At 66.8% G+C, this 22106-nt stretch carries 22 protein-coding genes; 13 read left to right on the top strand and 9 right to left on the bottom strand.

Annotated elements, in window-relative coordinates:
- Positions 1 to 4 precede the first annotated feature (4 nt).
- A complete protein-coding gene (locus tag IFT55_RS04455) occupies positions 5 to 331 on the bottom strand; it encodes a glycine zipper 2TM domain-containing protein (RefSeq protein WP_192089401.1) in 327 nt (108 codons plus the stop codon).
- A 104-nt stretch (positions 332 to 435) separates the two neighbouring features.
- Positions 436 to 969: an RNA 2',3'-cyclic phosphodiesterase gene (thpR, locus tag IFT55_RS04450; protein ID WP_192089399.1), complete on the bottom strand. Its 534-nt coding sequence runs from the start codon at positions 967 to 969 to the stop codon at positions 436 to 438.
- 118 nt (positions 970 to 1087) lie between these two features.
- Between thpR and IFT55_RS04445 the strand changes: the two genes are divergently transcribed.
- The 3 genes from IFT55_RS04445 to IFT55_RS04435 all read left to right on the top strand — a co-directional run bounded on the left by IFT55_RS04445 (position 1088) and on the right by IFT55_RS04435 (position 2941).
- Positions 1088 to 1828 carry a Bax inhibitor-1/YccA family protein gene (locus IFT55_RS04445; protein ID WP_192089397.1) on the top strand — a complete coding sequence of 247 codons (741 nt, stop codon included), beginning with the start codon at positions 1088 to 1090 and terminating at the stop codon, positions 1826 to 1828.
- Positions 1829 to 1941: 113 nt separating this feature from the next.
- Positions 1942 to 2235 carry a hypothetical protein gene (locus IFT55_RS04440; protein WP_192089395.1) on the top strand — a complete coding sequence of 98 codons (294 nt, stop codon included), beginning with the start codon at positions 1942 to 1944 and terminating at the stop codon, positions 2233 to 2235.
- Between the two features lie 82 nt (positions 2236 to 2317).
- On the top strand, positions 2318 to 2941 hold the full coding sequence (locus IFT55_RS04435; RefSeq protein ID WP_192089393.1) for a hypothetical protein: 624 nt from the start codon (positions 2318 to 2320) through the stop codon (positions 2939 to 2941).
- On the opposite strand, the gene IFT55_RS04430 is transcribed toward IFT55_RS04435, so the two are convergent.
- Positions 2895 to 4202 carry an amidohydrolase gene (locus tag IFT55_RS04430; protein WP_192089392.1) on the bottom strand — a complete coding sequence of 436 codons (1308 nt, stop codon included), beginning with the start codon at positions 4200 to 4202 and terminating at the stop codon, positions 2895 to 2897. The genes IFT55_RS04435 and IFT55_RS04430 overlap by 47 nt on opposite strands.
- A 153-nt stretch (positions 4203 to 4355) precedes the next feature.
- Between IFT55_RS04430 and IFT55_RS04425 the strand changes: the two genes are divergently transcribed.
- Together IFT55_RS04425 and IFT55_RS04420 are read left to right on the top strand one after the other, a co-directional pair.
- A complete protein-coding gene (locus IFT55_RS04425) occupies positions 4356 to 5207 on the top strand; it encodes a fatty acid desaturase (protein WP_192089390.1) in 852 nt (283 codons plus the stop codon).
- Positions 5200 to 5979 carry a phosphate/phosphite/phosphonate ABC transporter substrate-binding protein gene (locus IFT55_RS04420; protein WP_192089388.1) on the top strand — a complete coding sequence of 260 codons (780 nt, stop codon included), beginning with the start codon at positions 5200 to 5202 and terminating at the stop codon, positions 5977 to 5979. The genes IFT55_RS04425 and IFT55_RS04420 overlap by 8 nt, the downstream gene beginning before the upstream one ends.
- Before the next feature lie 133 nt (positions 5980 to 6112).
- Here the strand turns inward: IFT55_RS04420 and epsC are convergent, their stop codons facing one another.
- The 5 genes from epsC to IFT55_RS04395 form a co-directional block, all read right to left on the bottom strand.
- The gene (gene epsC / locus IFT55_RS04415) at positions 6113 to 7033 is read right to left on the bottom strand and encodes a serine O-acetyltransferase EpsC (RefSeq protein ID WP_192089386.1); all 921 of its coding nucleotides are present in this window, start codon (positions 7031 to 7033) and stop codon (positions 6113 to 6115) included.
- A gap of 118 nt (positions 7034 to 7151) precedes the next feature.
- Complete coding sequence (locus tag IFT55_RS04410) at positions 7152 to 7406, bottom strand: circumsporozoite protein (protein ID WP_192089384.1); 255 nt, start codon at positions 7404 to 7406, stop codon at positions 7152 to 7154.
- A 150-nt stretch (positions 7407 to 7556) separates the two neighbouring features.
- On the bottom strand, positions 7557 to 8903 hold the full coding sequence (locus IFT55_RS04405) for an FAD/NAD(P)-binding protein (RefSeq protein ID WP_192089383.1): 1347 nt from the start codon (positions 8901 to 8903) through the stop codon (positions 7557 to 7559).
- A gap of 160 nt (positions 8904 to 9063) precedes the next feature.
- On the bottom strand, positions 9064 to 11118 hold the full coding sequence (locus tag IFT55_RS04400; RefSeq protein WP_192089381.1) for a putative bifunctional diguanylate cyclase/phosphodiesterase: 2055 nt from the start codon (positions 11116 to 11118) through the stop codon (positions 9064 to 9066).
- The gene (locus IFT55_RS04395) at positions 11115 to 11621 is read right to left on the bottom strand and encodes a GAF domain-containing protein (RefSeq protein WP_192089380.1); all 507 of its coding nucleotides are present in this window, start codon (positions 11619 to 11621) and stop codon (positions 11115 to 11117) included. Before IFT55_RS04395 ends, IFT55_RS04400 begins: the two co-directional genes overlap by 4 nt.
- 259 nt (positions 11622 to 11880) lie before the next feature.
- On the opposite strand from IFT55_RS04395, the gene IFT55_RS04390 reads away from it, so the two are divergent.
- Positions 11881 to 12843 (top strand): GGDEF domain-containing protein, encoded by a 963-nt coding sequence (locus IFT55_RS04390; protein WP_192089379.1) that lies wholly within the window; start codon positions 11881 to 11883, stop codon positions 12841 to 12843.
- Positions 12844 to 12904: 61 nt separating this feature from the next.
- Here the strand turns inward: IFT55_RS04390 and IFT55_RS04385 are convergent, their stop codons facing one another.
- The gene (locus IFT55_RS04385; RefSeq protein ID WP_192089377.1) at positions 12905 to 14302 is read right to left on the bottom strand and encodes an NAD-dependent succinate-semialdehyde dehydrogenase; all 1398 of its coding nucleotides are present in this window, start codon (positions 14300 to 14302) and stop codon (positions 12905 to 12907) included.
- A gap of 339 nt (positions 14303 to 14641) precedes the next feature.
- On the opposite strand from IFT55_RS04385, the gene IFT55_RS04380 reads away from it, so the two are divergent.
- From IFT55_RS04380 to IFT55_RS04350, 7 genes are all read left to right on the top strand, one after another.
- Positions 14642 to 14956 (top strand): STAS domain-containing protein, encoded by a 315-nt coding sequence (locus tag IFT55_RS04380; RefSeq protein WP_192089376.1) that lies wholly within the window; start codon positions 14642 to 14644, stop codon positions 14954 to 14956.
- On the top strand, positions 14953 to 15321 hold the full coding sequence (locus IFT55_RS04375) for a response regulator (protein ID WP_192089374.1): 369 nt from the start codon (positions 14953 to 14955) through the stop codon (positions 15319 to 15321). Before IFT55_RS04380 ends, IFT55_RS04375 begins: the two co-directional genes overlap by 4 nt.
- A complete protein-coding gene (locus tag IFT55_RS04370; RefSeq protein WP_192089373.1) occupies positions 15318 to 17273 on the top strand; it encodes a chemotaxis protein CheA in 1956 nt (651 codons plus the stop codon). The genes IFT55_RS04375 and IFT55_RS04370 overlap by 4 nt, the downstream gene beginning before the upstream one ends.
- A complete protein-coding gene (locus tag IFT55_RS04365) occupies positions 17260 to 17775 on the top strand; it encodes a chemotaxis protein CheW (protein ID WP_342029230.1) in 516 nt (171 codons plus the stop codon). The genes IFT55_RS04370 and IFT55_RS04365 overlap by 14 nt, the downstream gene beginning before the upstream one ends.
- A gap of 25 nt (positions 17776 to 17800) precedes the next feature.
- Positions 17801 to 19621 (top strand): methyl-accepting chemotaxis protein, encoded by a 1821-nt coding sequence (locus IFT55_RS04360; protein WP_192089371.1) that lies wholly within the window; start codon positions 17801 to 17803, stop codon positions 19619 to 19621.
- A complete protein-coding gene (locus tag IFT55_RS04355) occupies positions 19618 to 20103 on the top strand; it encodes a chemotaxis protein CheW (protein WP_192089369.1) in 486 nt (161 codons plus the stop codon). The genes IFT55_RS04360 and IFT55_RS04355 overlap by 4 nt, the downstream gene beginning before the upstream one ends.
- Before the next feature lie 122 nt (positions 20104 to 20225).
- Positions 20226 to 22046 carry a methyl-accepting chemotaxis protein gene (locus IFT55_RS04350; protein WP_192089367.1) on the top strand — a complete coding sequence of 607 codons (1821 nt, stop codon included), beginning with the start codon at positions 20226 to 20228 and terminating at the stop codon, positions 22044 to 22046.
- Positions 22047 to 22106 lie beyond the last annotated feature (60 nt).

Genomic DNA, 22106 nt, shown 5'->3' with positions numbered 1-22106 from the left:
TCGTTCAACGGCAGCTCTTGCCGCTACGCTCGACTTCGCGACCGGCAACGGCACCCGCCGCCGCGCCCAGCAGCGTACCGACCGTGCGGTCGCCGCGCGTATCGATCGTCCGCCCGACCAGTGCGCCCGCCACGCCGCCGACGACCAGACCGGTCGTGCCATTGGGCTTGCGGCAATACCGACGGCCATCCTTGCCGCGCCATTCGCGGTATTTGTGGCGACGCTGTGCCTCTGCCGTCGTTTTGCCGACCGACCATCCGTCCTTGGTCACGACCGCGCCCATCGGGGCCATCAACGATGCGGCGGCAAGCGCCAGCATGATATTGCGCATGGAAAGTTCCTTCGTGTTCGATCAATTCTAACCTGATAAACGCAGCCTTCGCCTGACGGTTTCATGAACGAAACGACAGGACCGGGCCGGCGTCCCATCATGGCTCAGTCGAGCGCGTAGCGCGCCACCGCTTCGTACCAGGCGCCATCTTGGCCCAGATGGCTTTCGTACAACAGGAACCCGTCGATCCGCGTGGGTGGCGATGTCAGCCCGCCATGCGCGGCAAGGAAGCCGCCGACCGGTCCCGCCGCGGCATTCAGCCGCGCGAGCGTGATATGCGGTCGATACGCGCGCCCTTCGGCGGGCAGGCCGATCCGCACGAGCGCATGGTCGATCTTGCGGTGCAGTGCCGTCAGTGGTTCGACCGGCGCGACCCCGGCCCACAGCGCGGTCGGTCGGCCGCGCCGGTCGAACATGCCGATCCCGGCCAGCGACAGGTCGAGTGCGGGGGCATGGACCGATCGCAGGATCGTCGCGATATCTTCGGCGACGGGACGCTCGACTTCGCCGACATAGCGCAGTGTCACGTGCAGCTGATCGTCGTCCTGCCAACGCGCGGCCTCTACTCCGTCCATGATCGCAAGCAGTTGGCGGCGCATCGCGACCGGCGGACGCAGCCCTATGAACAGACGATGCATCGCGCTATTCTCCCTACCACCGTAACAAAGTGTTGCTGCCCGCGTTTGGCTTGAAATTGCCATGGTCGCGGACGATATTTCCATCATCCGGCGTACCTGCCGGCGAGAGGAGTTTCCAATGGCGAACTGGTCCGACCCCCGGACGACGGCCGCACCGATTACCCGGACGCCCACCCGTGACATGGCGCGTGATGCGGGGCTGCGGTCCTACATGCTGTCTGTCTACAACTACATGGCATCGGGCGTGATGCTGACGGGCATCGTCGCGCTGCTGTTCTCGTGGGGCGGCGACAGCTCGCCTGCCGCCACGGTATTCTACCAGCCCGGATTGCTTAAATTCGCAATCATGTTCTCGCCGCTGATCTTCGTGATGGTGATGAGCTTCGGAATCAACCGGCTGTCGACCGCGGCGGCGCAGGGCCTGTTCTGGGCGTTCGCGGCAGTGATGGGTCTGTCGATGTCGACGATTTTCCTGACCTATACCGGTCCGTCGATCGCGCTGACGTTCTTTGCGACCACGGCGGCGTTCCTGTCGCTCAGCCTGTATGGCTACACGACCAAGAAGGATCTGACCGGGTTCGGTACGTTCCTGATCATGGGTCTGGTCGGGCTGATCGTGGCGTCGGTGCTGAACCTGTTCTTCCAGTCGAGCGTGATGAGCATGGTCATCAGCGCGATCGGCGTGCTGCTGTTCGCGGGCCTCACCGCCTATGATACGCAGCGCATCAAGGGCATGTACTATCAGGTCGCGGGCACCGATTTCGTCGGCAAGGCCGTGATCCTCGGCGCGCTGTCGCTGTACCTCGATTTCGTGAACATGTTCCAGTTCCTGCTGTCGTTCCTCGGCAACCGCGACTGATCGATCGTTCAATCGATGACGGCGAAGGCCCGGCGGGAAACCGTCGGGCCTTTTCCGTTGGGGGGAACGCGGGCGTGGCACCTTTCGTTGAGGCCAGCGAAGGAGTTACGCACATGACCAACGACACGAACGGTATCGACGACACCGCGCTGGATTCGCTTTCGGTCGCACCCGACGGCAAGGAAAGCGACGGTCATCCCGGACGCGGTGATGCCGGCCGCGATGGCGGGATCACCGATCGGCTCGGCGATGCGGACGACGTGGATGCACGGCTCGATCGCGGGCTCGACGAATCGATGGACGCATCCGATCCGCCCTCGGTGACGCAGCCGGACCGCAGCACCGATCCTGCGCCGTCGTCGGGCTTCGATGCCGATGCCGAAGCGCGGCGTACGCAGGGCGAGTGACGATCGTACGACGCGCCGGCTGGTTCCGGCGCGTCGTTTCCGTTAAATCGGGCGGATGACGACCGATCGATGGATGCGAACGATGGGGCGGGGGCTAGCGGCCCTGTTGCTTGCCATCGGCAGTATCGTGCCGGCGCACGCCGCCGTCACGATCACCTTTTGGTCACAGGAACTAGGCCAAAGCTTTCCCCACGCTTTCTTCACGCTGGCGGGCACGCCCGATGCCGGCGGACCGGCGGTGTCGGCCAGCTATGGCTTTACTGCAAAGGCCGTGACCCCAGCGTTGCTGGCCGGTTCGGTGCCCGGAATGATCGACCGGCCCAAACCCGGCTATATCGCGCGCAGCAACGCGCATTTTTCGGTCGTGCTGACCGATGCGCAATATGCTCATGTGCTGGCCCTGGTCGGCGAATGGGGGCCGGTGGGCGATTCCCACTATAATCTCAATCGGCGCAACTGCGTTCATTTCGTCGCCGAGGCCGGGCGGCGATCGGGGCTGACGGTGACCGAACCGAAGCGCCTGATGAAGAAGCCCCGGTCGTTTACCCGATCGATGGCGCAGGCGAATGTCGGGCGGGTAACGGTGATCGAGCTGCCGGCCAAGGCGTATCTGGCGACGATGACGCAACCGCCACCGCCGCCGGTCGAGGCCGCACCTGCTACCGTTTCAGGATATCCAGCGCCGCTGCCGTCAGCGCCTCGGTAGCGGTCGCGATCGTCGGGCCGGGGTCGGGTGCCCATGTCGGGCTGTGCAACGACGGCAGCGGCGCGCCACCCGACTGGCCGACGTCCCATTTCGCCTGCCGGACGCCGCCGACCCAGAAGATCGCGCTCTGAATCGATCGGTCGGCGAGGTAGTAGCGTCCGAAATCCTCGCCACCCATCGTGGCGGGCAGGTCGCGTACCCGGTCCTTGCCGAACCGTTCGGTGAACAGCGTGCCCAGCCGGCCGGTCAGCGGCGCGGTGTTGAACGTGGCGGGCGTATATTCGTCCTTCACCGTCACGGTCGGCATCCGCGTTTCGGGTACGCCCGCCGCGATCGCCTCGCCCCGTGCGATCCGGGCGATCCCGTCGAGCAGCAGCTTGCGACTGGCATCGGTATAGCTGCGGACGGTCAGCAGCAGGACGGCCTCGTCGGGGACGATATTGTGCTTGGTCCCAGCGCGGAAGCTGCCGACCGTGACCACGCCCGGCGTCTGCGGATCGAGTTCGCGCGACACCAGCGTCTGAAGCGCCCCGACGATGCGCGACGCCAGCACGATCGGGTCCTTCACGCTGGCGGGATAGGCGCCGTGCCCGCCGACGCCCTTCACCACGATATCGACCGAATCGACATTGGCGAAGGTGAACCCGTCATGCGTCGCGATCGTGCCGGCGGGCAGCGCCGCGCTGTCGTGGAACGCGATGGCGTGGGTCGGTTTGGGAAAGCGCGTGTAGAGGCCGTCGGCCAGCATCGCTTTCGCGCCCTTGCCGACCTCCTCGGCCGGTTGCGCGATCATCACCAGCGTACCCGACCAGTCGCGCTTCATCGCCGACAGGTTGCGCAAGGTGCCGACCCAGCTGGCCATGTGCAGGTCGTGGCCGCACGCGTGCATCACGCCGCTTTCGATCCCTTCCGCCGTCGTGGCGCGGACGGTGGAGGCATAGGGCAGGCCGGTCGCCTCAGTCACCGGCAGCCCGTCCATGTCGGTACGGATCAGCAGCACCGGCCCCGCGCCGTTCTTCAGCACCGCGACTACGCCAGTCCCGCCGACGCGTTCGGTAACGGTGAAGCCCGCCGCCCGCGCCGCGCCGGCAAGGGTCGCGGCGGTCTTCGTCTCCTGAAGGCTCAGTTCCGGGCGGGCATGCAGGTCGCGGTACAGCGTCAGCAGCGTCGGCAACGCGGCGGTCGTAGCGTCGCGCACCGGTTCGGCGGCGGCGGGAAGGGCGAGCGCGGTCGAGAGCGCGAGCAGCAGGGTGAAACGCATCGTCGTCTCCCGAAGGTGAAGTTGCGGGCATGGTGCGGTGCCCGACCCGTCCGCGCAAGTCCGGTGGCAGGAAGCAGGAGCGCCAGCACCGACAAGCCCCGCTTGGTTGACCTTATTCATACTGGATGAGTAGGAATAGCGCCGGAGGTTCGAATGAAACGTGCGATCGAAGCGCCGACGACGATATTGGCGGTCGCCATCCATGGCGGCTGGCTGATGCTGACCGCATGGCATGCGCTGGTGCCGACGCCGTTGCTGGTGCTGCTGGGCGGATGGTTCGTCGCGTGGCACGGATCGTTGCAGCATGAGACGATCCACGGTCATCCGACGCGGTGGCCATGGGTCAATGCGCTGGTCGGATCGGTGCCGCTGTCGCTGTGGCTGCCGTATCGCAGCTATCGCCGGACCCATATCGCGCATCATCGATCGCATGCGCCGACGCATCCGGCGCATGATCCCGAATCGCGCTATGTCGCCGCCGCGCACGGACTGCGCGGCATGATCGCCCGCGCGCGGCAGACGCTCGCCGGACAGATACTGATCGGCCCGCCGGTCGCGATCGTCGCGTTCCTGTATGCCGAGGCTCGGCGCTGGGTGCGCGATCCCCGGGCGGCGGCGCAGGAATGGTGGCCGCATCTGATCGGCATCGTGCTGGTCGTCGCATGGCTGCGCGCGGTCGACCTGTCGCTGCTGCGCTATGCGCTGTGCTTCGTGCTGCCGGGACAGGCATTGTCGCTGGTGCGCAGCTTCGCCGAACATCGGGCCGATGCCGCCGGGCCGTCGCGCGCGGCGACGGTGGTGTCGCGCGGGCCGCTGGCGCTGCTGTTCCTGAACAACAACCTTCACGCCGCGCACCATGCCGCGCCGGGGGCGGCGTGGTACACCCTGCCCGAGGTCGAACGGCAACGCGGGGCGGGGGGCGAGCCGCGCTATGCCGGATATCGCGACGTGGCCGCCCGCTTCGCGTTTCGCGCGCACGACCGGCCGGACCATCCGCATGGCTGAGCGGACCGCATGGCTGGGTATGTACGACCATCCGGGGCAGCGCGCGGCGAACGACCGCTGGTGGCTGGCGATCGCCGAAGGGCTACGCGCGCACGGCATTCGCGCACCGACGCTTTTGGCACGGCATCTGACGCCCGATCAGGCATGGTCGCATCCGGGGCTGCTGTTCGCCCAGATCTGCACCCGGCCGCTGGCGCTGCACCATGCCGGGTTGCGCGTGCTGGCGCACCCCGCCTATCGCGGAGCGACCGCGCCGGGGCTTCACCGTAGCCGGATCGTGGTGCGTGCCGATGATCCGGCGGCAACGCTGGCCGATCTGCGCGGACGGCGTGCGGCGATCAACGATGCCGGTTCGAACACCGGCATGGCGCTGTTGCGGGATGCCGTCGGCGGAACCGGATTCTTCGGCGAGGTGATCGCGACCGGATCGCACCGCGACAGTGCGCGCGCGGTCGCGGCGGGGCAGGCTGACGTGGCCGCGCTGGACGAGGTGAGCGCGGCGGCGTTCGAGCGGTTCGAGCCGGGATCGCTGGCGACGCTGCGCACGATCGCGTGGAGCACACCCGTCGCGACCCCCGCGTTCGTCGCCGGGCAAGGCGTTCCGATCGCGGAGGTCGCGGCGCTGCGCATCGCGCTGGAGGCGGCGATGGCGGATCCGGGGCTGACGGCCGTGCGCGACGTGCTGGGCATCGAGGCGCTGGTGCCACCGTCGCCGGGACTAATCGAGCGGATCGTGGCGGCGGAGCGGGCGACGACGGTGCGGCTGGTCTGATCGGGCAACGCGCTGGTTGGACGGAGCCGGGCTGCCATCCGCCGTCGTACCGTCGAGGTCTTCGCACCGGTTCGACAACGACGTTCCGACCGACCGCTGCCGTCTGACGCTAGCACCGGTGGCGGTGCCACCGTCAGTCGGCGGCGAGCACCGCTTCGGGTTGCAGGACGATGCTGCGCGCTGGCACGTCCTTCAGTAACCACACGTTGCCGCCGATCACGCTGCGGTCGCCGATCGTTACCCGGCCGAGGATCGTCGCCCCGGCATAGACGACCACATCGTCGCCGAGGATCGGATGGCGGGCCACCCGTTCTGCGAAGGGGCCGGCGTCGCCGCGCGGTTGCGAGCGACGCGGGGTGCGTGCGCCGAGCGTGACATGCTGGTACAGCCGCACGCGGGCACCGATCACGGCGGTCTCGCCGATCACCACGCCGGTGCCATGATCGATGAAGAATCCCGGCCCGATCGTCGCGCCGGGATGGATGTCGATCCCCGTGCGCTCATTGGCGATCTCCGACAGGATGCGCGCCACGATCGGCGCACCCAGCGCGTCGAGTTCGTGCGCCAGTCGGTGGTGCAGGATCGCTGTCGCGCCGGGATAGCAGATCAGGATCTCGTCCACGCTGCGGGCCGCCGGATCGCCGCGAAAGATCGCGGCCACGTCGGTATCGACCAGCGACCGGACGCGCGACAGCGTGCCGGCGAACAGGCGCACGATTTCCGCGACGCGACCGGCGGGAAACCCGATCGCCGATACGTCCTGCCAATAGGCGAATTCGTCGGCAATCGCGCCCTCCAGCAGCGCCAGCGCAGCCGAAAGGCGTTCGGACACGAACGCATCCTCTGCCGCTGCATCGCCGCGGAACGATCCGATCCGGCCGGGGAACAGCGCCTGCGCCAGCAAGGTGACGGCCTGCGCCAGATCGTCGCGCGACGGAAAGGCGACGGGCGGGCGGCGATTCGGCTGCGCCTGCCGCCAAGCCAGTCGTGCGGTCGCCAGCGCACGCGTGGCATGGTCGATCGCGCGGCGGCGATCCTCGTCGGGCACGGACATCGTACGGCTCCACCGGAACAAAAGGGCCGGACGACACGGATGCCGCCCGGCCGAGGCTACGCTTAGGGAGCTACCAAAGCGTCACGGATGCCACGGGCGCGTCGCCCGCAGCGAAAACTCAAAGCGCCGAGGCGTTGTCGCTGGCGTTCAGCGCCGGATCGGCGGCGTTCAGACCGGCGTCGTTCAGACCGGCGTCATTCAGCAGCGCGGCATCGTTGGCGAGCAGCGCGTCGTTCGCCAGATAGCTGTCGTCGATCGCGGTCAGGTTCGATTCGGCGGCAAGGCTGTCGTTCGCGGTGACATTCTCGGTCGGCGTGGTGCCCGAGCATGCGGCGAGACCCAGCGTCGCGACGGCCACCAGCGGTAATAGCATGATCTTCTTCAAACCCGGTCTCCCCAAAAAAACGATGCGGGAGCTACAGGCCCGCCCGATCCGCCCCGATTGGCGGGTGAGGTCGATCCTACGCAGAGCGACGGGCGGCAGTATATTCCCATTACTTTAGTGGGGTATCGTTCTGCTTTACTACAGCCCTTCGCCGCCGACCCAGTGCGCGTTGGTGAGGGCGCGGGCGAGGCGCCATGCCTGTACGCGCAGGTCGGGGACCGCGACGACTTCCCACCATGCGCCACGCGTCATCGGACCGATCGCGTGGATGCGCGGCTGCGCGGTTCCGTCACGCCCGATCAATTGCGTCGCGGCATCGACGTCCAGTCCGAGGCGCAGAGGATCGGGCCGGGCGAGGCCGCGCGCCACCAGATCGCGCAGCAGCGGTTCGTTGCTGCGCAACAGGTCGCCCTGCGGTCCGGTGCAGTTGACGATGCGCGAGGCAGGGGGGCGATCGATCCGGTCGATGCCGCGTGCGCGCCACGCGACCGTGCCTTCGGGATCGATAGCGACCAGCTTGCCCGCCGCGAAGCGCAATTGCCCGCGATCCACCATCGTCGCGATACGTCCGGCGACCTGCGGCGACAGCCGGTGGCGGTGCACGTCCCACCATGGGCGCAGATGGCGCAGAAAGCGTGCGCGGGTCGCGGCATCCGCACCCGACCACAGCAATTGCGTGACCGGCCGCAATCCGTCGACCGCACCGCGCCACCCGCCGTCCGCCGCCGTGTTGCGTACCGCGCGCACCATCGCCGACAAAGCGCGTGCCGGTTTTTCGTCGCGCGGATGGGCAGGGGGCTGTCCATCGGCATGCGCGCGGGGCGACAGGCCGCGTCGCGACAACGCGACGATCGGCCCGCGATGCCCGGTCTGGTCCAGCGTCAGCGCAACGTCGATCGCGGTCAGTCCGGTGCCGAGCAGCACGACCGGCGCGTCGGCGGCAAGGCCCGTGGTCCAATCGCCCGACCACGGATCGGCAACATATTGCTCCTGCGACAGGGCGGCGGCATCGATCCCGGGTGGCGCATGCGGGGGCAGGTTACCAAGCGCCAGCACCACGCGATCGGCATCGATCGACCCACCGGCGAGTTTGATCGTAACGGCACTGGGACCAGGCCGGACGGCGACCACGTCGCCCGTACGGATCGCCAGCCGCGCCCCCGCCGTCTCGCGCGCGTCGTCCAGCAGGTCGCCGAGGTAGCGGCCATAGACCGCCCGTGCGACGAAACTGCCACCATCGCCCAGATCGCGCGCCGTCAGCCACCGGACGAAATGCTGCGGATCGTCCGGCAGCGCGCTCATATTGGCGGCGCGGACGTTCAGCAGGTGGCATTGACCGGCCGCCGAATAGGCAACGCCCCGTGCCAGCCGTTCGGGGACCCGCTCGATCAGCGTCACGCGCACGGCATCGTGGCGGACGAGGTTGATCGCCAGCAGGCTTCCCGAAAAGCCCCCGCCGACGATCACGACATGTTCCAAACGCATTGCCAGCCCCTTCGCGCGATAGACGCGATCGACCTAGCCGGTTGCGGACCGGCTGGGCAGGGCTTTGCGGTGGAGCGGATGCCGGCGATGCCGGTTCGTCGCGGGCGCATCGCCGCCGCCGGACACGGCTTCGCTGCGCCGGACGCGGCGGGAACGCCGGTCAGGCGGCCGAGGTGATTGCCGGGACCGAACGTGGCTTCGGCATCATGGTCCGCCGTACGCGTTCCGGGTCCATCAGCGTGCGCGAGGGGCGCCCGATCAGATATCCCTGGATGGCGGCGCATCCTTCGCGTGCGGCGATCGCCAGCTGTCCCGGTTCCTCGACCCCCTCCGCCAGCACGCGCATGTTCAGCGTGCGCCCCAGCGCGGCCACCGACCGCAGGATGGAAACCGCCTGTTCGTCATGTTCGATCTCCGCGACGAACGACGCATCCAGCTTGATGCAGTCGAACGGCACGGATCGCAGGACGTCGAGCGAGGAATAGCCGACACCGAAATCGTCGAGGGCGATGCCGATGCCCATTGCCTTCAGCGCCTGCAGTTGTTCCAGCGCGAAGCGGCGATCGTGGATGATCGCGCTTTCGGTCAGTTCCAGCGTCAGGCGTTCGGGGGACAGCCCGCTATTCTCCAGCGCCGTCCGGACGGTATCGACCAGTCCGGGGTCACCCAGATGTTTCGGCGACAGGTTGACCGAGATAACGTGCCGGTTCGGCCACAGTGCGGCTTCGAAACACGCCTGTTGCAGGATCCAGCGGCTGAGCGGGACGATCTCGCCGCTTTCTTCCGCCAGCGGGATGAAGGCGGTGGGCGGGATCATTCCCTTGGTCGGGTGTTTCCAGCGGACCAGCGCTTCGTAGCCGGTGATCTCGCCGGTCGCGACTGCCGCCTGTACCTGAAAATGAAGTTCGAACGCCTCGGTCTCGATCGCATCGCGCAGTTCGGCGACGAGCTCGCGGCGGTCGCGGGCGGCATCGTCCATCTGCGCATCGTAGAAGCACGGCTCGGGCGAATGCACCGATTTCGCCCGGTACATCGCAAGGTCGGCCTTGGCGAGCAGGGCGTCGGCATCGAACCCGTCATGCACCGCCAGCGCGACGCCCGTGTTGGCGCCGATCGCGGCGGTGAAGCGGTCGAACACGAACGGGGTGGCGAACACCGCGCGCAGCCGGTCAAGGAAGTCGGTAAGTTCCTCTGGCCGGTCGTAGGAGACTACTGCGGCGAATTCGTCGCCGCCCAGCCGCGCCACGCACTCCGCCGGTTTCACGATTGCCGCCAGCCGGGTGGCGAGCGCGATCAGCAACTGGTCGCCGGCATGATGGCCATAGGTGTCGTTGACGACCTTGAACCTCGACAGGTCCATCATGACGACCGCCATGCAGGCGCGACCGTCCTTCATCAGGAAACGCCGTTCCAGTTCTTCGTGGAAGCTCATCCGGTTCGGCAGGTCGGTCAACCCGTCGTGCAGCGCCATACGGCGCAAGCGGCGATAGGATTCGCCCTGCGTATGGCCGTCGATCAGCGCGCTGATCGCGGCACAGCCGACGATGATGAGCGACGCCATGGCGGTCGCGATGGCAAGTCCCGCCATCGTGAGGTCCGACAGTCCGTCGCCCAGCTTGACCACGGCGATATCCATGGCGGTCATGCCGGTGAAATGCAGCGCGGCGACGGCGAGGCTGAGTACCGACACCGCCTGCGTCCTGCGCCACGCGCGGGGGGTGGTCAGCAGATAGAAGGCGACGCCGCCGAGCGTGACCGAAAGCAATACGGACGCCGCGACATATCCCCATGCCCAGGTGACGATGCCGTCGACCCGATAGGCGGACATGCCGAAATAATGCATCAGCGCGATCGCCACGCCGACGATGGCACCACCCGCAAGGCCGCAACCGGTCCGCCGGTGCGCCGCGATGGCGAGACCGGGTGCCGCCAGCGCGATGGCGATCATCAGCGACAACAGCGTCATCAGCGGATCGAGCACGACCGGCGCCTGGGTACGGAACGCCATCATCGCCACGAAATGCGTCGCCCACACCGTCGTGCCGGTCGCGACCGCCGCCAGCATGATCCAGCCGAGGCGGATCTGGCCGCTGGCGGAGCGGATGCGCCCGAACAGCTGGATCGTCGCCGACGATCCGATGAGGCACACCAGCAGCGCCAGCGCGACGAGGCGCAGGTCGTGTTCCTGCGTGATGCACATCGCCACGCGCATCATGCGGCGTGTCCCCACAGATCGAGACGGTGTTCCAGTGCCATCGCCGCCTGACGGGCAAGGCCCAGCAGATACGCCTTCTGGTCGTGCGAGGCAGGCTGTCGCAGGACCGTATCGGCCACGCAGAGCGCGCCGACGTCGATCCCGTTCGACAGGCGCAGCGGCGCACCGATGTAATAGCGGATGTGCGGTTCTCCGACGACGCCGGGCAGCGCGGCGAAGCGCGGATCGTTCTGCGGATCGCAGCATTCGAGAACGCCGGGACGATCGAGCGCGAACCGGCAGAAGCCCTCGTCGCGGGGAAGACAGCCGGTGGGAAGCCCGTGACCGGCCTTCACCGTCTGTTCGCGCGCATGAATCAGCGACGCTGCCGCCATCGGCGCGACGAACGCGGCGGCGGCGGTATCGACGAAGCGTTCGAGGAACGGTGCGACCGACGGGCCGGGGGACGTCATCTGACGGATCGCCAGCGTGCGGCGACGTTCCCTGAACAGATTTCCGAACATCGGCTTCCCGTATCGTTCCAGCAAGGCTCCCGTCATGCACGCCGTATGCTAACGACTGCCTAACGCCTTGCGATCGTACGTCTTCGCCCAAAGTCTGCGTCCGCTGTGCGATGCGTCGTCCCTGACGGACGCCGCCCGACGACGGTACGGGTTTGCAGACCGGACGGTGCCGCGCGCGCATGAATGCGCAGGGTATCGTGGTAGCCGGCTGTTAAGGGGTGGATGCTAGACCTTGCCCGAACATGGGTGAGTACGGCCAATGACCAACGAAGATAGTATCGGCGTTCGGGCCATCCGGTTCCTCGACGCGCAAAAGCTGGACCATAGTCCCGAACATTATGCGTTCGCCCATCAATATCTTTCGGGCAGCGACCGGGCATTTTCGGATGCGGTCGATCGCGAGATCGAAGGTGGCGTACGACTGCGTCAGGCGGTGGTGCAGGCGTTGATGCCGCAGACCACATCGCCGGTCGTCGATGGCACGTTCGACCGGTTGACGACGCAGTTGCTCGACCTGCTGACGAAAGTCACACTGGCGACAGGCGGGTTGAACAAGGATCTGACGCGAACCGCCGCCGCGCTGGTATCGGGAGAGCCGCAAGAGGTGCGCAAGCTGGTCCTGTTCATGATCCGGCGCACCGCCGAGGCCGAAACGTCGCTGTCGGCGGCACTGCAACAGGCGCAGACGTTTCGCGATACGCTGAACGGCGTGCGGGAAGAAATCGGCCGCGATCCGCTGACGGGTCTGCCGGGAACCGAGTCGATGGCGCAGCGACTGGAGGCGAGCTTCAGGGCGGTCGGCAACTGCTCGATCGCGATCATCGAACTCGATCAGCTCGACGGGTTCGTCGCTATGCACGGACGGGCGATCGGCGACCGTGTGCTGAAGGCGGCGGCGCTGACGCTCAAGGACGCGTGCTCCCCCTATCAGGTCGGGCGGTGGGGCGAGGCTTCGTTCATGACGCTGATCGACGAACCCGATTTTGCGACGGGAGTCGCCAAACTCGAACTGGCCCGCGCCGACATGGCGGCACGGCAGCTCAGGCTGCGCGAAAACGACCTGCCGCTCGGGCGGATCACGCTGTCGGTCGGCGTGGCGACCACGCGCGGGCGATCGGCGAAGGATGTGACGAAGGCCGCCGCGCGGCTGTCGCGCAAGGCACAGCGGCAGGGCGGCAACCAGGTGCTGGCGGAAGCGCAACTGATCGGCATTCCGTCATAGTCATCCGCATCGCGGGTGGGCGGGCGGGCGCGGTCGACTTCGCGATCGCGGCGTGGCGACGCTACTCCACCGGTTCGCTCCCTGCGTTCGCCGTTTCCTTCCGCAGGACCGTCTTCAGGTTCATGAATTCGTGAAGGCCGAACGGTCCCAGTTCGCGCCCATGGCCGGAGCGTTTGATGCCGCCGAACGGCGCTTCGGGCGATGATGCGAGCATCTGGTTGATCGCGGTCATGCCGGCGGCGATGTCGCGGATGAAACGGCGCTGTTCCTGCGCATCATCGGTCCACACCGACGACCCCAGCCCGAACGGGATGTCGTTGGCGATGCGTATCGCGTCGTCGATGTCGGCGGCCCGGAACAGCATCGCGATCGGTCCGAAAATCTCCTCGTGCATCAACGGGCTGTCGAGTGGCACATCGGTCAGGATGCCGGCGGTAAGATACGCGCCGGGCAGGTCGGGCTTCTCCCCGCCGAACAGCAACGTCGCGCCCTGATGCCGTGCTTGATCGATCTGGTCGAGCACGGTGTCGCGCTGCGCGAAGCTGGACAACGGTCCCATGTCGGTGTCCGGGTCCATCGGGTCGCCTGCCTTCACCGCCTTCATCGCTGCCGAGAATTTCGTCAGGAAGGCGTCGTGGATGTCGGCATGGACGATCATCCGCTTCGCACAGATGCACGATTGCCCGCTATTCTGGATACGCGCCTGAACGGCGGCCTTCACCGCGGCGTCCAGATCGGCCGACGGCATCACGATGAACGGGTCGGAGCCGCCGAGTTCCAGCACGACCTTCTTCAGGTGGCGACCGGCCTGTTCCGCGACCGCGATGCCGGCACCTTCGCTGCCCGTCAGCGTGACCGCGACGACGCGGTCGTCGGCGATGATGTCCGCCACCGCGTCCGATTTGATCGCAAGGTTCTGGAACAGGCCCGCCGGTCCGCCCGCTTCCAGCACCATGTCCTCCATCAGGCCGGCCACGCCCTGCACGATGCTGGCATGTTTCAGCAGCGCGACGTTGCCGGCAAGGATCGCCGGGGCGAGGAACCGCACCGCCTGCCAATAGGGGAAGTTCCACGGCATGATCGCCAGCACCGGGCCCAGCGGCAACCAGTGCACCTCCGCCGTGCCCCCGCCGCCAAGCGTCTGCGACTGCGGTTCCAGCATCGCCGGTCCGTGTTCGGCATAGTGACGGAACGCAGCGATGCATTTGTCGACCTCCGCAATCGAGGAAGCATAGGTCTTGCCCATTTCCTCGGTCGCGACGCGGGCCAGCCGATCGCGGTTCGCGGCATAGCGATCGGCGATCCGGTCCAGCAATGCGGTACGATCCGCGATGTCCGTCGTGCGCCAATGGCCGAACGCGCCGACCGCCGCGTCCAGTCGCGCGTCGACCTGTGCCTTCGTCAGTTCGGGATAGGTCGCGATTTGTTGTCCCGTTGCCGGGTTGACGCTTTTGAACATGGCGGTCCTCGATATGGTGATCCGGGGTTCTGCAACGAAGCGGTGCCGGGTCGTCCTGCGTAGAACGCAACCGGTTCACTCGGGTTGCGGTTCACGCGGCCTGTCGATCGGCGCGCGTCGGGAAGGGGGCGCGCCGCAGTGGGATTCACCTTGGCCAACGATCGCGCCTGTCAGTGCCATCGCAAGTCAAGCTGTTGGTTCCGAGTTAGATTCGATCGGCACGACTGCGAAGAGTACGGAAAGACGTCGGGTTTCCAAAACGTATACGTCGGGTTGACCGGGTTATTAGGATGTTTCGTTTAGGAAACGAGCCACCGGAAACACAAGGTGTGCGTCTCCATGATGACCGACCCTATAGTACGCATCGACGATGGTGTCGACGAAGGACCGCTCGAACGGCTGTCCCGGTTCCGCGATGCGCTGAACACTTCGTTGTCACAATACCCATCCGTCGCGATTGATCTTTCAGAAGTACGCGATCCGGACATCCGCTTCGTGCAGATCATCGAAGCCGCGCGCATCCATGCGGCCGCGACCGGTGCCGACATCGCACTGGCCGGCCCGATCGATGCGGGCTTCGCACGGCTTCTCGAACGCGCCGGATTCATGACCGGCGCGCATCCATTCTGGTCGCAGGGAGCCACCATCCAATGACCGCATCCATTCTTACCGTCGACGACAGTGCCAGTCTGCGCATGGCGATCCGCATCGCGCTGACCGGCGCGGGCTATGCCGTGACCGAGGCCGGCGACGGCGTCGAAGGGCTGGCCAAGGCGGCCGCGACCCGGTTCGACATGATCGTCACCGATCTCAACATGCCCAACATGGACGGGCTGACGATGATCCGCGAACTGCGCAGCCAGCCCGCGCAGGCGGGTATCCCGATCATCTTCCTGACCACCGAATCCGACGCCGACATGAAGGCGCAGGCCAAGGCGGCGGGCGCGACCGGATGGCTGGTCAAGCCGTTCGTGCCCGACCAGCTGGTCAAGGTCGCACGCAAGGTGCTGGGCCGATGACCGCGAACGATCCGATCGCAGCCTTCCGCGTCGAAGCGGACGAACTGCTCGACCAGGTGGAGCAGGGGCTGCTCGATCTGGGGCATCGGCTGGACGACATGGACGTCGTCAACGCGGTGTTCCGGGGGCTGCACACGCTGAAAGGCTCGGGCGCGATGTTCGGCTTCGACGCGCTGGCCGGCTTCACCCATCATTGCGAAAGCGCCTTCGACCAGGTCCGCAAGGGCACCGTCCCCGCGACCGAGGAAATGGTGGCCGTCATCCTGTCGGCGGGCGATCACATGCGCGCGCTGGTCGCGGGCGATGCCCCCGCAGCGGTCGGCGACGAGATCCTCGTGCGGCTGGCACGGGCAGTCGATGCGGCCCGTGGCGGGCCGGTCGGACAAGCCGCCCCAACGGGCAGCGCGCGAGGATGGCAGCTGTCGTTCCGCCTGCCCGCCGACGCGATGGTCAACGGCACCAACCCGTTGATGCTGCTCGACGAACTGCGTGAGTTGGGCGATTGCACGATCGTCGCGCGGACCGACACGGTGCCGCCGCTCGACGACCTTGCCGTCGCCGAAATCCACCTTGGCTGGGATGTGACGCTGATCGGCGACATTTCGCGCGGGGATATCGAGGACGTCTTCATCTTCGTCATGGACGATATGACGCTGTCGATCGAGCCGATCGATGCGGCCGGCGCCGACGCGGTCGCCGACGCGCCTGCTCCCGTAGCGGAGGCGCCCGCCGCGGCGGTCGACGATCCGGTCGTTGCCCGCGGTGCGACGAAGCCGGCGGGCGAAAGCGTCCGCGTGCCCGCCGAGCGGCTCGATGCGCTGATGGACCGGGTCGGCGAACTGGTCATCGCGCAGAGTCGCCTGTCGCAATTGGCGCAGCAGGATGGCGGCGTGGCGATGCGCTCCATTTCCGAAGAGATCGAACGGCTTGCGGGCGAACTGCGCGATACGATGATGGTGCTGCGCATGGTGCCCGTATCCCAGTTGTTCGGTCGGTTCCGCCGGCTGATCCACGATCTGTCGCGCGACACTGGCAAGGCGATCGAACTGGTCACCGAAGGCGAGCATACCGAACTGGACAAGACCGTGATCGAACGGCTGTTCGATCCGCTGGTCCACCTGATCCGCAACAGTTGCGATCATGGTCTGGAGCCGGGCGAGCAACGGCTGGCCGGCGGCAAGCCCGAGGCCGGCACGGTGCTCCTGTCCGCGCATCAGGCCGGGGGCGAAGTGGTCATCACCATCCGCGACGACGGCCGGGGCATCGATCGGGCGCGGGTGGGCGCCAAGGCGGAGGCCAGCGGACTGATCGAGCCGGGGCAGCCGCTTGCCGATGGCGAACTGCTCCAGTTGATCTTCGCGCCGGGTTTCTCGACCGCTTCGGCGGTGACCAACCTGTCCGGGCGCGGCGTCGGCATGGACGTGGTCAAGCGTACGATCGAAAGCCTGCGCGGCACGATCGACATCGCCAGCGTCGAAGGCGCGGGATCGACGATCACGCTGCGTATTCCGCTGACGCTGGCGATCATCGAGGGGCTGCTGGTCCGGGTCGGCGAGGAAAGCTACGTCCTGCCGCTGACGGCGGTCGAGGAATGTCTCGAACTGACGACCGAGGACGACCAGCGATCGCGCGGGCAGAACCTCATCACGCTGCGCGACCGGCTGATTCCGTTCGTGCGGTTGCGTGAGATGTTCGCGACCGGCACCCCGCCCGATCCGTACCAGAAGATCGTCGTCATCTCGGTCGGGCAGGAACGGGTCGGCCTCGTCGTCGACCAGATCATCGGCAATCACCAGACGGTCATCAAGTCGCTGACCGCCCTGCACCGGAGCGTCACGTCCTTTGCGGGCGCGACCATTCTCGGCGACGGCAGCGTCGCCCTGATCCTCGACATCGGCCAGCTCGTCGCGGCGGCCCAACCCCGGGAGGAGCGGCCCCGTGCCGCTGCATGATATGACCGATCCCAACCCGTCACTCCCCCCGGCCGATACCGCGCTGGAAGTCCTGACCTTCGGCATGGGCGGCGAAACCTTCGCGCTCGATGCCGTGCTGGTCCGCGAGATCCTCGACATGGTGCCGCGCACCCCGGTTCCCGGCGCCGACGCGCTGGTCGGCCATGTCATCAACTTTCGCGGACGCGTCATCCCGCTGGCCGATCTGCGCCCGGCGTTCGGGATGGAGCGACAGGACGCGACGCCGGACAGCCGTATCATCGTGGTCGAACTGACGATCGACGACGAGCCGACGCTGATCGGCCTGACCACCGACAGCGTCGAGGAAGTCGCGACGTTCGACACCGCCACCTGCGAAGCGCCGCCGGCGATCGGAATGCGCTGGCCACGCGAACATGTCCGCGGCCTTTTCAAGCGGGACAACGGCATCGTCGTGCTGCCCGACCTGCATGCCTTGTTCCAAATGCTGGCCGCACGGGCCGGCGTTTCCACCATTCACTGATTTCCGAAGCCAGGGGGGCTTTTCAATGCGTGCAACGATCAAGATGAAACTGGGCGCGACGTTCGCGATCCTCGTATTGATGCTGGTCGCCGTCGTCGGCCTTAGCGTCAGCCGGATGGGCAGCCTGAACGCGGCGCTGACCGGCGTCGTCGAGGGTCCGGCTAGGCGGCTTAACATCGCCCAGACACTCGATGGCGATGCGGGCCGTGTGGTTCGCAACGAAAAGAACATCCTGATGACAGACGATCCCGTCCAGAATGCCGAGTTCAAGGCGCGGATGAGCAAGCAGCGCGCCAACGTGGATGCCAAGCTGGCCGAAGGTGCGAAGCTGGCCGTATCTCCCGAAGACAAGCAGTTGTGGGTCGACGCTCAGGCGAACTGGAACGCGTACAAGGTTCTGAACGAACGGGTCGTAGCGCTCGGCGAGCAGAACAAGAATGCGGAGGGCGTCGCGCTGTCGACCGGCGAGGCCCGGGACAAGGTGATGATGCTCAGCGCCACGATCGAAAAGCTCATTACCTTCTCTCAGGAGCAGATGGCGATCGCTTCGGCCGAGGCAACTGAGACGTACGATATGGCCCGGACGCTGCTGCTGGTCGTCGCTGGCATCGCAATGCTACTTGCCGTTGCCGGTGCGACGTGGGTTTCGCGGGTCGTCTCGGGCGGTCTTCGGCGGGTCGGTGCCGCGATCGACGCGGTGTCGATCGGCGATCTCGACAATCAGGTGATGGTCACCAGCAACGACGAGATCAAGGATCTGGTCGACACGGTCAACCGCATGACGGTGAACCTGCGCAAGTCGGCAGCGCTGGCGGAGACGATCGCGCGGGGTGACCTGAGCGTCGATTACCAGCCGTTGTCGGACAAGGACTCATTGGGCCACGCGCTGGTCAGCATGACCAATCGCCTGCGCAGCGTGATCGGCGACGCCACCCAGGCCGCACAGAATGTCGCGTCGGGCACGCAGCAACTGTCGTCGACGGCGGACCAGATGTCGCAGGGCGCGACCGAACAGGCCGCCGCCGCCGAGGAAGCGTCGGCGTCGATGGAACAGATGACCGCCAACATCAAACAGAATGCCGACAATGCGGCACAGACCGAAAAGATCGCGCGCCAGTCGTCGAAGGACGCCGAGGCCAGCGGCATCGCGGTCGACCGGGCCGTGGGCGCGATGCGCACCATCGCGCAGAAGATCGGCATCGTGCAGGAAATCGCCCGCCAGACCGATCTGCTCGCGCTGAACGCGGCGGTCGAGGCGGCACGGGCCGGCGAGCATGGCAAGGGCTTTGCGGTGGTCGCATCCGAAGTGCGCAAGCTGGCCGAACGCAGCCAGACGGCAGCCGCCGAGATCAGCGCGGTGTCGTCGGATACGGTGACCGCCGCGACCGAGGCGGGCGAGATGCTGTCCAAGCTGGTGCCCGACATTCGCCGCACGGCGGAACTGGTCAGCGAGATCAGCTCTGCGTGCCGCGAGCAGGACATCGGGTCGAGCCAGATCAACGAGGCGATCCAGCAGCTCGACAAGGTGACGCAGCAGAACGCATCGGCCTCCGAACAGATTTCCTCGACGTCCGAGGAACTGGCGGGGCAGGCGGAGGAACTGCAGGAAAACATCGCCTTCTTCCAGATCGAGGCGACCGACACCCGTGCCAAACCCGCCGCACGTCCGGCCGCACCGGTCGCGCGCAAGCCGGCACCGGCGAAGAAGGCGGTGACCAAGGCAGCCAAGCCGAAGGCGAAGGCCGGTTCGGTCGCCGACCAGCAGTCGCGGGCGCGTGGTTTCGCCATGGACCTGACGCAGGGCGGCCCGGACGCCGAAGACGCCGAATTCGGGCGCGCGGCATGACCCCGGCGGCCAATATCGAAGCGGTCGTGTTCAACCTGGGGGGCGAGACCTTCGCCCTCCCGGTGGGCACGGTCCGGGAAATCCTCGACTATCGCGAAGCTTTCCAGATGCCGCAGGGGCCGCGCTGGCTCGCCGGTCTGATCGACGTGCGTGGCGATGCCATTCCGATGATCGACCTGCGCGTCCGCCTCGGTCTGCCTGCCGCGACCGTCGGTCCCATGACCCGTATTCTGGTGGTGAGCGTCCAGTGCGACGAGCGCCTGCTGACGCTGGGCGTGATCGTCGACCGCGTGCTGGATGTCGCGACCTTCACAGCCGATGCGATCGAGACGACACCCGACATCGGGGTGCGCTGGCGATCGGATTACATCGACGGGATCGTGCGCAGCGGCGGCGGCTTCGTCGTCCTGCTCTCCCCCGCCCGCATCTTCGAAGCCGAAGACGGGGCGATCGATTTCTCCGCGCTCACGGCCGCCGCCTGACGGGCGGCGTGCCCGCGATATCAGCGCGCGCCCGACGTTGCGATCAACCTGTCCGCGCCACGCGCATGGGCACCGTCGTCACCTTATCTGCTGATTTTCTAAGTCTAGAGAGCCTTTATCCGATGCGTGCAACGATCAAAATGAAACTCGGGGCGACGTTTGCAGTCGTCCTGCTCCTTCTCGCAGTCGTCGTCGGCATAGGCGTGACTCGCCTTGCAACGTTGAACGGTGCGATGAGCGACCTGATCGATGGTCCCGTTACCGATATTGCCCGAGCGACCACGTTCAATGATGCGGTGACCTCGGCGATCGTCGGCGAGAAGAATCTCGCGATCACGAACGACCGACAGCAGATGGACCAGATACTCGCGGAGATGAAAAGCCAGCGCGCGCGCGGAGACGCGACGATCGACGAGGCGATCAAGAACACGACGGACCCCGAGGATCGGACGTCGTACGAGACGGCAAAGCAATATTGGGAAGACTATAAGGTCGTCAGCGATCGTGCCGTGGCGTTGGGGTTGCAGAACAAGACCGAAGAGGCCGGCGTCATCTCGCTGGGCGCAGCACGGCAGGCCAACCAGAAGGTAGGCGACCTGCTCGACAAGATCATCACCAAGCAGCAGGGCGAACTGAAGAAGGGCGATCAGGCCGGCGACGCGCTGTACGCCGAAGCGCGCATGACGCTTCTCGTCACGGCCGGTCTGGCGCTGCTGATCGCCGTGGGCGGTGCGATCTGGGTTTCGCGGATCGTCTCGCTCGGCCTGCGCCGGGTCGGCACCGCGATCGATGCCGTCGCGATCGGCGATCTCGACAACGAGATCACGGTCACCAGCAACGACGAGATCAAGGATCTGGTCGATACCGTCAACCGGATGACCGTCAACCTGCGCAAATCGGCGGCGCTGGCCGACACGATCGCGCAGGGCGACCTGACCGTCGACTACAAGCCGCTGTCGGACAGGGACAAGCTGGGCCACTCGTTCGTCTCGATGGTCAGCCGCCTGCGCGGCGTGCTGGGCGATGCCGGTGTCGCGGCACAGAATGTCGCGGCGGGCACACAGCAGCTGTCGTCGACCGCCGACCAGATGGCACAGGGCGCAACCGAGCAGGCCGCAGCCGCCGAGGAAGCATCGGCGTCGATGGAACAGATGACCGCCAACATCAAACAGAATGCCGACAACGCGGCGCAGACCGAAAAGATCGCGCGCCAGTCGTCGAAGGACGCCGAGGCCAGCGGCATCGCGGTCGACCGGGCCGTGGGCGCGATGCGCACCATCGCGCAGAAGATCGGCATCGTGCAGGAAATCGCCCGCCAGACCGATCTGCTCGCGCTGAACGCGGCGGTCGAGGCGGCACGGGCCGGCGAGCATGGCAAGGGCTTTGCGGTGGTCGCATCCGAAGTGCGCAAGCTGGCCGAACGCAGCCAGACGGCAGCCGCCGAGATCAGCGCGGTGTCGTCCGACACCGTGACGGCCGCGACCGAGGCGGGCGAGATGCTGTCCAAGCTGGTGCCCGACATTCGCCGCACGGCGGAACTGGTCAGCGAGATCAGCGCCGCGTGCCGCGAGCAGGATATCGGGTCGAGCCAGATCAATGAGGCGATCCAGCAGCTCGACAAGGTGACGCAGCAGAACGCATCGGCCTCCGAACAGATCTCCTCGACGTCCGAGGAACTGGCGGGGCAGGCGGAGGAACTGCAGGAAAACATCGCCTTCTTTCAGATCGAGGCGAGCGAAGCGCGGGTGAAACCGGCCGCACGTCCGGCAGCACCGGTCGCGCGCAAGCCGGCACCGGCGAAGAAGGCGGTGGCCAAGGCACCCAGACCGAAGGCGAAGGCCGGTTCGGTTGCCGACCAGCAGTCGCGGGCGCGTGGCTTCGCCATGGACCTGACGCAGGGCGGGCCGGATGCCGAAGACGCCGAATTCGGGCGCGCGGCATAGATCATGCCGTCCCGGGGAGGGCGAGACGCTCGCCCTCCCACCCATTTCCGAAGGGCGTTC

Origin of the sequence: Sphingomonas sp. CFBP 13720, from assembly GCF_014842075.1 — a bacterium.
Taxonomy (GTDB): Bacteria; Pseudomonadota; Alphaproteobacteria; order Sphingomonadales; family Sphingomonadaceae; genus Sphingomonas.
This window is presented reverse-complemented; position numbering and strand designations above follow the sequence as displayed.